This window comes from Mesorhizobium sp. M7A.F.Ca.ET.027.02.1.1, assembly GCF_004022985.1.
Taxonomy (GTDB): Bacteria; Pseudomonadota; Alphaproteobacteria; order Rhizobiales; family Rhizobiaceae; genus Mesorhizobium.
Genome location: NZ_RZOL01000338.1, coordinates 1 through 6,920, shown reverse-complemented (window position 1 = coordinate 6,920; position 6,920 = coordinate 1). Strand labels below are relative to the sequence as shown.

Annotated in this window: 5 protein-coding genes and 1 pseudogene; 3 read left to right on the top strand and 3 right to left on the bottom strand. The window is 58.5% G+C overall.

Going from position 1 to position 6,920, the window contains the following annotated elements; all coding sequences use genetic code 11:
• Positions 1–1,592 (top strand): hypothetical protein (locus tag EN749_RS37855; RefSeq protein ID WP_189367733.1); only part of this gene is annotated, 1,592 nt, incomplete at its 5' end.
• Positions 1,589–2,644, top strand: coding sequence for a hypothetical protein (locus EN749_RS27395; protein WP_126057630.1), 1,056 nt, complete (start codon positions 1,589–1,591; stop codon positions 2,642–2,644). The genes EN749_RS37855 and EN749_RS27395, both read left to right, overlap by 4 nt.
• Positions 2,645–3,250: 606 nt before the next feature.
• Here EN749_RS27395 and EN749_RS27390 read toward each other — a convergent pair.
• On the bottom strand, positions 3,251–4,309 hold the full coding sequence (locus EN749_RS27390; protein ID WP_024504268.1) for a class I SAM-dependent methyltransferase: 1,059 nt from the start codon (positions 4,307–4,309) through the stop codon (positions 3,251–3,253).
• Between the two features lie 57 nt (positions 4,310–4,366).
• Positions 4,367–4,587, bottom strand: a pseudogene (locus EN749_RS27385) (insulinase family protein); the annotation flags it as partial.
• A 1,054-nt stretch (positions 4,588–5,641) separates the two neighbouring features.
• Between EN749_RS27385 and EN749_RS39070 the strand changes: the two are divergent.
• On the top strand, positions 5,642–6,007 hold the full coding sequence (locus EN749_RS39070) for an extracellular solute-binding protein (RefSeq protein WP_245454714.1): 366 nt from the start codon (positions 5,642–5,644) through the stop codon (positions 6,005–6,007).
• A gap of 464 nt (positions 6,008–6,471) precedes the next feature.
• On the opposite strand, the gene EN749_RS27375 is transcribed toward EN749_RS39070, so the two are convergent.
• A partial coding sequence (locus EN749_RS27375; RefSeq protein WP_189367732.1) for an FAD-dependent oxidoreductase occupies positions 6,472–6,920 on the bottom strand: 449 nt, incomplete at its 5' end.

Here is a 6,920-nt window from a genome sequence, read left to right as displayed (position 1 = left end):
TCATACCCCAACCTGCCCGTCTCGACTTCTTCAGCATAGATGAGCTGCGGGGTGGGATAACCCGGTACGTCGACGAATGCTTCAACGCGTTCTTCTTTGCCGCCGATGAGGGAGCGACCGGCTTCAGAGCGACAGACCCTGGCGCGATCATTAACAAGGTCGCGACCGCGATCACCCCACTTTTAAATGGCCCATCTTTCGCCGGTGACAGGGCGCCCTTCTTCAAGATCCTGATTGACGACTGTGAGGCACTGACACCGCTCCAACAGCAGTTCCTGAACACCTTGGTGAGGAAGACGCGCGGCAATGTGAAATGGGTCCTCGCCTACATCGGCGGCCTTTACGACACGATCCGGACGATCATACCCGGCCAGTCGCTCTCGAATGCTGACCGGGACGTCGAGAATCTTGATTCAGTCGATCCGAGGGAGTTCGCCACGCTGTGCGAGAACGTGTCGTCGCTTCGGCTCTACTATGCGCTTCCTGACCATCTGCGGAGTGATCTCAAGCGCAACGATGCGCTCAGCGCGTTTTCGCTCAAAAACCGGCTGGGGCGGCTTTCCGTCAATGACATCATCGAGCGGGTTATCATATCGGGTCATTCCGAGGGCAGAGAAGAGCTTGTGGCACTCGCTGATGCAGCACGTGAATTCCTCTCCGTGAATTTGAGGACGGCGGATCAGCAGCAATTCCTTCTTGATCGAAAAGCGCGCCCTTATGCCGAAGGGCTGGCGCTCGCGCTCATGAACCCGGAAATCAAGCGCCGGCCCATGAGCAAGGCGGATGCTTCAAATCTGAAGAGGTCGATCGCCCGGAAACAGGGATGGGCTTTTCTGAAAGCGTGCCAGATGCTGCGTCTGCATGACTACCCGTACGTAGGGCACCAGATCATCACATCATTGAGCGACGTCTGTATACGCGATTTCCTTGATATAATGGGAGAGATCTTCCGCCGCAGTGTTCCGAGTTCCAGTGATCCACGAAAACTGGTGGAATTCATCAACTCGGATTTACAGATTCATCTCGAACAGCAGAGACAGGCTGTGAACGCCGCCTCTCAACGGAAGCTTGATGGACTTCAGGCGCTTTCACATCCGTACGAAGAAGAGAGCGTGCGCATGGTGCGGGCGTTGGGTTACCTGACCGCTCGCCTCCAGACAGAGTTTGCCGAAGAAAATGCTCTAGGAACGACAGAGAGAGGCATTTTCAGGGTTGATCTAAAGGAAATGCGCTCGCTGGTGAACCGACTGGAGCAACCCAGCGGAAAACTGGACGAGGTCCTGCGTCGGGCGGAAAGGGATGGGTTTATCCGGGAGGTCTCCGCCGCCGGCAACTTTGAGGTGGACCGCGCCGACCCCGCATCGAAGGAGATGCTGATCAGATTGCATCGGCGATTTGCACCTTACTTCGGGTTCTCCTATCGCGGCCCGTACGAAATCAACACAATCCCTGCGGCGCAGATGGTCGACCTGCTTTTTACCAGGCATCGGCTCCCAGAAGACTGGGCCGACTCGGTGTTTAAGGAGCTCGTCGCGCGGCCCGCACTCAAGACCGAATTCCAGCACTCGCTTTTCGAGAGCGATCTCGAATGACCGCTTCAACTGTCGAGTATCGAGTCTTCGGCCATCTGGCCGTCACTGAGAAGGCGAGAGATGCAGGTACCTGCGAAACGATGGAGGCAGATATCGCGATCGTCGCGCTTGGATGGGAAACGCGTTTCGCCGCGTTCGAAAACCATCTTGACCTGAAGGTCGGCAAAATCGTGGTTCTGGACTTTGCTCTGAAGGAAGCGAACGTCCCAGCCGTCGAAGAAAACCGGCGAAAGCTCATCGCTATGGGTACCCGATGGGGCGTCGAAGTGACTGCGATCACCCTCGAGCCTTCCATCGAGTATCAGAAGAACATCAATCTCCTCGATCACCTGCTCACTCAGATGGCCGCTTCATGTGGCTCATACGAAGGAAGCCTGCGGAAGGTTTTCGTCGAGTGCTCGACGATGCCGCGAATCTACATCCAATGGCTGATTGCGGTGGCATTCAAGAAAATGTCGATTCAGTCTCTCGAATTCGGGTACGCCGAAGGTATCTACGGGAACGCGATCGGCAAAGAGGATTTTTCCAGCGGCTTGGACCGATACGTCACCGTCCCTCATCTTCAAGGCAGCGGAGGAATGGGCGAAGAGAAAGTCCTGCTCGTGGGGATCGGAGGAGATGCCGACGTATTCTACGGATTGATCGATATCGTCAGTCCGGAACGGATCTCGCTCCTCGTCCCAAGAAGCGAGAAGAATGCGCATATCGATGCTTTGCTCGATCAACAGGTGGCCAAGGTACGTGAAACCCACCGGCTCGAAGATGGCGAAGTTCGCGACATCCAGGCTTTCGGGCTGATGGCCCACCTCGATGCTTTCGAGACGTATCTCGACGGGTTCGGCTCGCGTGCGGTGGTGAACGTTTTTGTCAGCGGCCCGAAGGTTCAGGCCATCGCTGCTGCCGTGCTCGCCTGCTCCGACAGCCGCGTCCATCTCAAGGCACGAATTCCCACCTCCTATGCCCATCGTGAAGTCTCAGCGAATGGGCGGTATCATATCTATAGGCTGATTGACCTGACATCCCCTGCCTGCAGCCTTCCCGGGACGTTCTGACACGATCTTGCATTCGAGTAGCATCATGGTCCCAGTAGCCGTTCCGCCAAGCCTTCAGCGCATGTTCGTGTCGCCCGATCCGGTCGATGGGGGACTAATTCCCACTTAGAAGCTGCTCTACATCAGATCAGGGGAAATGCAGACTGGCAGAATTCCATAATTAGCGACTCAAAACATATACTCAGGCGAGACTGTTTAGCATAGAAATAGTGAGCGCTCTCCAATATGTTAGGCTCTGTCGCAGTAGCGCAACAAGCTCAGTCTTTGGATGGGTGGTATGAGGATGAGACGACTGAATGTGTACAGGCTCAGTCATTTTATCGAGGCTCTCGTTTTTGTCGTAAGCGCGTTCGGTGCGACGTGGCTTACCAGCTTTGTGAACGCGCCATGGTGGGCATATGTGATTATAGCGGCCATCACTATGGGCATGTTCGTAGCCGTGCGTCGGGTCCTTTCTGAGCCGCAACGTATGGGACTCTTGGCACACAACTCGGCAGCGACCTCTGCGTGAACCCAGGCGCCTTGAAAATGTCCCCGATGCGTCCGGATTTTTGGCGGTGATCTTCAATCAAATGCGATGAGCTGCAATTTCTGGCGACGGCCACGCTAAGGGCGGGCCTCCAGCACCATGTTGAACGGTGTCTCCGCGGCGCGACGCAATCGCTTGAAGCCGCCGCCGGTCACAACCTTGCGCAGCCTCGCCTCACCGGCCTGGGCTCCAAGCGCGAGCCCGACTTCCTGCGACACGGATGCGGGCGTGCACACGAAAGTGGAAGCGGCATAGTAAACGCGGCCGACGGGATTGAGGTTCGCCGCCAGATGATCATGCGCGAACGGCTCGACGATCATCCACGTGCCGTCCGGCTTGAGCGATCCGTGGACATGGGTGGCGGCGCCCGTCGGGTCGCCCATGTCGTGAAGGCAATCGAAGAATGTGACGAGGTCATACGTTCCGGGATAGCTCTTGGCGGCCGCCACGTCGAACCGCGTGTTAACGCCGACGCCGGCTACCTCGGCCGCCTTGCGGGCGCGCTCAATCGAGGGGGCATGATAGTCGAAGCCGACGAAGCGCGAATTGGGGAAGGCCTGTGCCATGAGCACGGTCGATGCACCATGACCGCATCCAACATCCGCGACGTCCACGCCGCGTTCGAGCTTCTCGACGACGCCCTCCAAGGCCGGCAGCCAGGAGTCGATCAGATTGGCATTGTAGCCTGGACGGAAGAACCGTTCCGTACCGCGAAACAGACACGCGCTATGATCGTGCCACCCGACGCCCTTGCCGGACTGGAATGCCTGCCTCACCTTTTCTTCATCGAGCCACAGCGCGGACAGGAACTCGAATGCGCCTGCCATGAAGGCCGGGCTGTCTTCATCAGCGAACACCAGCTCTTGCTCGGCGTTGAGATAGAATTTGTCGCTCGCTTCATCGTAGTCGACGTAACCCGCCGCCGCCTGCCCGGAAAGCCATTCCCTTACGAGGCGTTCCTGGGTGCCGGTGCGTGTCGAAAGTTCGGCGGCCGTCATCTTGCCGCCTTCGCGCAATGCCTTAAACAGGCCGAGTCTGTCCCCCAGCAGGACTCCCGCGCCCGTTGCGATCGCACCGAGATCGCCGACCATTTTCCCCAAGAATGCGTCCAACTTTTCCTGATTCGCTTCAGACATCTGAATCTCCCTTTGGGTTCAATCTCTCCAGGCGACGGAGCCGTGCTCGTCATGAGGCGCCTTGAGCATCAGATGCTCGAAGACATGCAGATATCCCCGGCGGCTCATCCGCGCTGCCGATCCTGCACCAGACCATATCGGTGACGAGCGGCGCGGTGGTCGGGAATGACAGCCACCTCCATGCCGTTGAAAAGCAGGAAATCCGTCACTTTGCCCTCGTCGGTAACCGGCGGAGCCGGAGTGGTCGTCACCAGGGCAAGCCCTGTTGCAGCAGGTATCCTTGGGCAGCCTGTCAGAACATCGATGACTCCGGTTGTGGTGCCGGGGCGGGCGATCAGGGGCCAAGTGATTGTTCCGCGGCGGCTGTATGTTGTGGTAAGGTGATCATGCGAACTCTTGTTGGTCGGTCACGTGTTTTGCGGATGACCCGCATGTACTGTGCCAAATGAGAAAACCATTCAAACGCAATCCAGTAGATCTGACTGTATCCGACATTGTCGGAATTTGGACATCGCCGAACGCGAAGCGCTCGGGGCTTGTGACGATACTTGAGCGTGCTGCTTCGGAGGAGGGATGCGCCTCGAACCGGCCGCGAGGCCTTTTTCTGGCAACGGATATTCCGGCCGGGTTAGGCCGCGAGGAAAGCGACGGTGAATAAGAGGTAGAGGACCAACCGTTTTGAGCGGGTAGTTGCCGTGTTGCGCCCCCAGGCAAAGGCCAGCACCACGGAGCAGTATTTCTGGTGGCGATACTACATCGCCTTTAAGTGCCGGTTACCCGTTTTTACCCAGTTGGCCTGGTGCATTCAGAGCGAGGTCGTTGGAAACCGCTTATTGTGGCTATGAGCAAACTCGGGATGGAGGAGTGGACCCAAAAATTGGCAAAATGCCCCAGGGAGGATTACATGGGTCGCTCATTCCCCGTACTCGTTACAGGTGCGCGTCGCTACGCAAACAGCTTGCTTTTGACTTGGCGTTTCTTGCCGTTTCGGCATCGCTCACTAATTCGGCCGCTGCCGACACCGTGAACTGGCGTCAATTCGAAGGGACCAGCATAACTTGGGCCTACGACATCCACCCCTATGCGGATGCTCTCGCTGCGCAACTTTCCGGAGTTCGAGAAGCTGACCCGGCATCAAGGTCACGCCGGAACTCTACCCAGACGATTCTTACTGGAACAAGATGACGATCCAACTGACGACGAAGTCGCCAGCATGGGATGTGTTCGGCACTGGCATTCAGCCCGCGTAGGACCTCGCTCCGAGTGGCGCCTGCTGGACAAATACCTGAGTGATCCGAAGCTTACCGATGCTGGATACGACTACATTCGGACATGATCAAGAAGTGCGCGGCTCCTTCCTTCGCCAATGATAACTGGAACCAGGTCGTGGACGGCATCTCGTCCGGCCGCACCGCGATGACGATCGACTCAAAAATGTTCGGCTTCTGGAACGATGTTGCGGGGAAGCCGGCATCCGGCAAGATCGCCTTCGCTCCGCCGCTGCACGCACCGAGCGCCACGAGCTTGGATTCTGACATCTGGATCTGGGCTCTCGCCATGAACGCGGCTTCCGAAAAGAAGGGCACGGCCTGGCTGTTCATCCCGTGGGCCACCTCCAAGCAGGTGGCGCTCAAGGGTGCCCTTGCTGGCCAGCTCGTCAATCCGCCGCGCACGTCGACCTGGCAGGACGATACCTAGACTAAGTACGCTTCGCAGCCCGAGTTCAACAACTTCGTTGACAGCTTCAAAAAGATACAGGATCAAGCCGCGCTGGCTTTCACACCGCGTGTCGGCTTCGGCGAAGCCATGAACGCATGGGCCGTGGCGATGCAGAAGATGGCAAACGGCGATGACGTCGAGACGACGTTGAGGGCGCTTGCCGAAGAAATCCGCACTGGCCTCTGATCAAAAGGAACAGGGCAGTACTATTGCACTGCCCTGTTCCCGCCAACGGCGGAGATCACGCCGTGTCACCCCAAGCACTTAAACCCAGCGCTGCTTCGCCCGGCCGCGCCGACGATTTTTCTTGGCCGCCAAGGCGGCAGCCTGCGGCCGGGGCCACAACCGAAACGACCACGGCGATCAGTCCGTAAGCTGCCCGGGGCAGCGGAAGGGCGGAAAGCGCCTTCAGGTGGCCGCACAAGTAGGGTCTCGAGACGGACTCAGCGCGGCAGCACGCTCGATCCCATCAGCGCCTCATCGATGGCGCGCGCCGCCTGGCGGCCCTCGCGGATCGCCCAGACGACCAGCGACTGGCCGCGCCGCACGTCGCCCGCCGCATAGAGCTTTTCGACGCTGGTCCTGTAGTCCCGGTCATTGGCCTCGACATTCTTCGAGCGGCGGCTGTCAATGGCGATCTTCATCTGGCCGGCCAGTTCCGACACCGGCCCGCGAGCGGCTGGCCCGGCAAAGCCGATGGCGATGAACGCGAGATCGGCACGAATGACGAATTCGCTGCCGGCGATCGGCTTGCGCTTTTCGTCGACCTCGCAGCATTTGACCCCGGTCAGCTGGCCGTCTTCGCCGATGAACTCGAGCGTCGCCACCTGAAACTCGCGCTCGGCGCCTTCGGCCTGCGAGGACGAGGTGCGCATCTTGGTCGCCCAGTAGG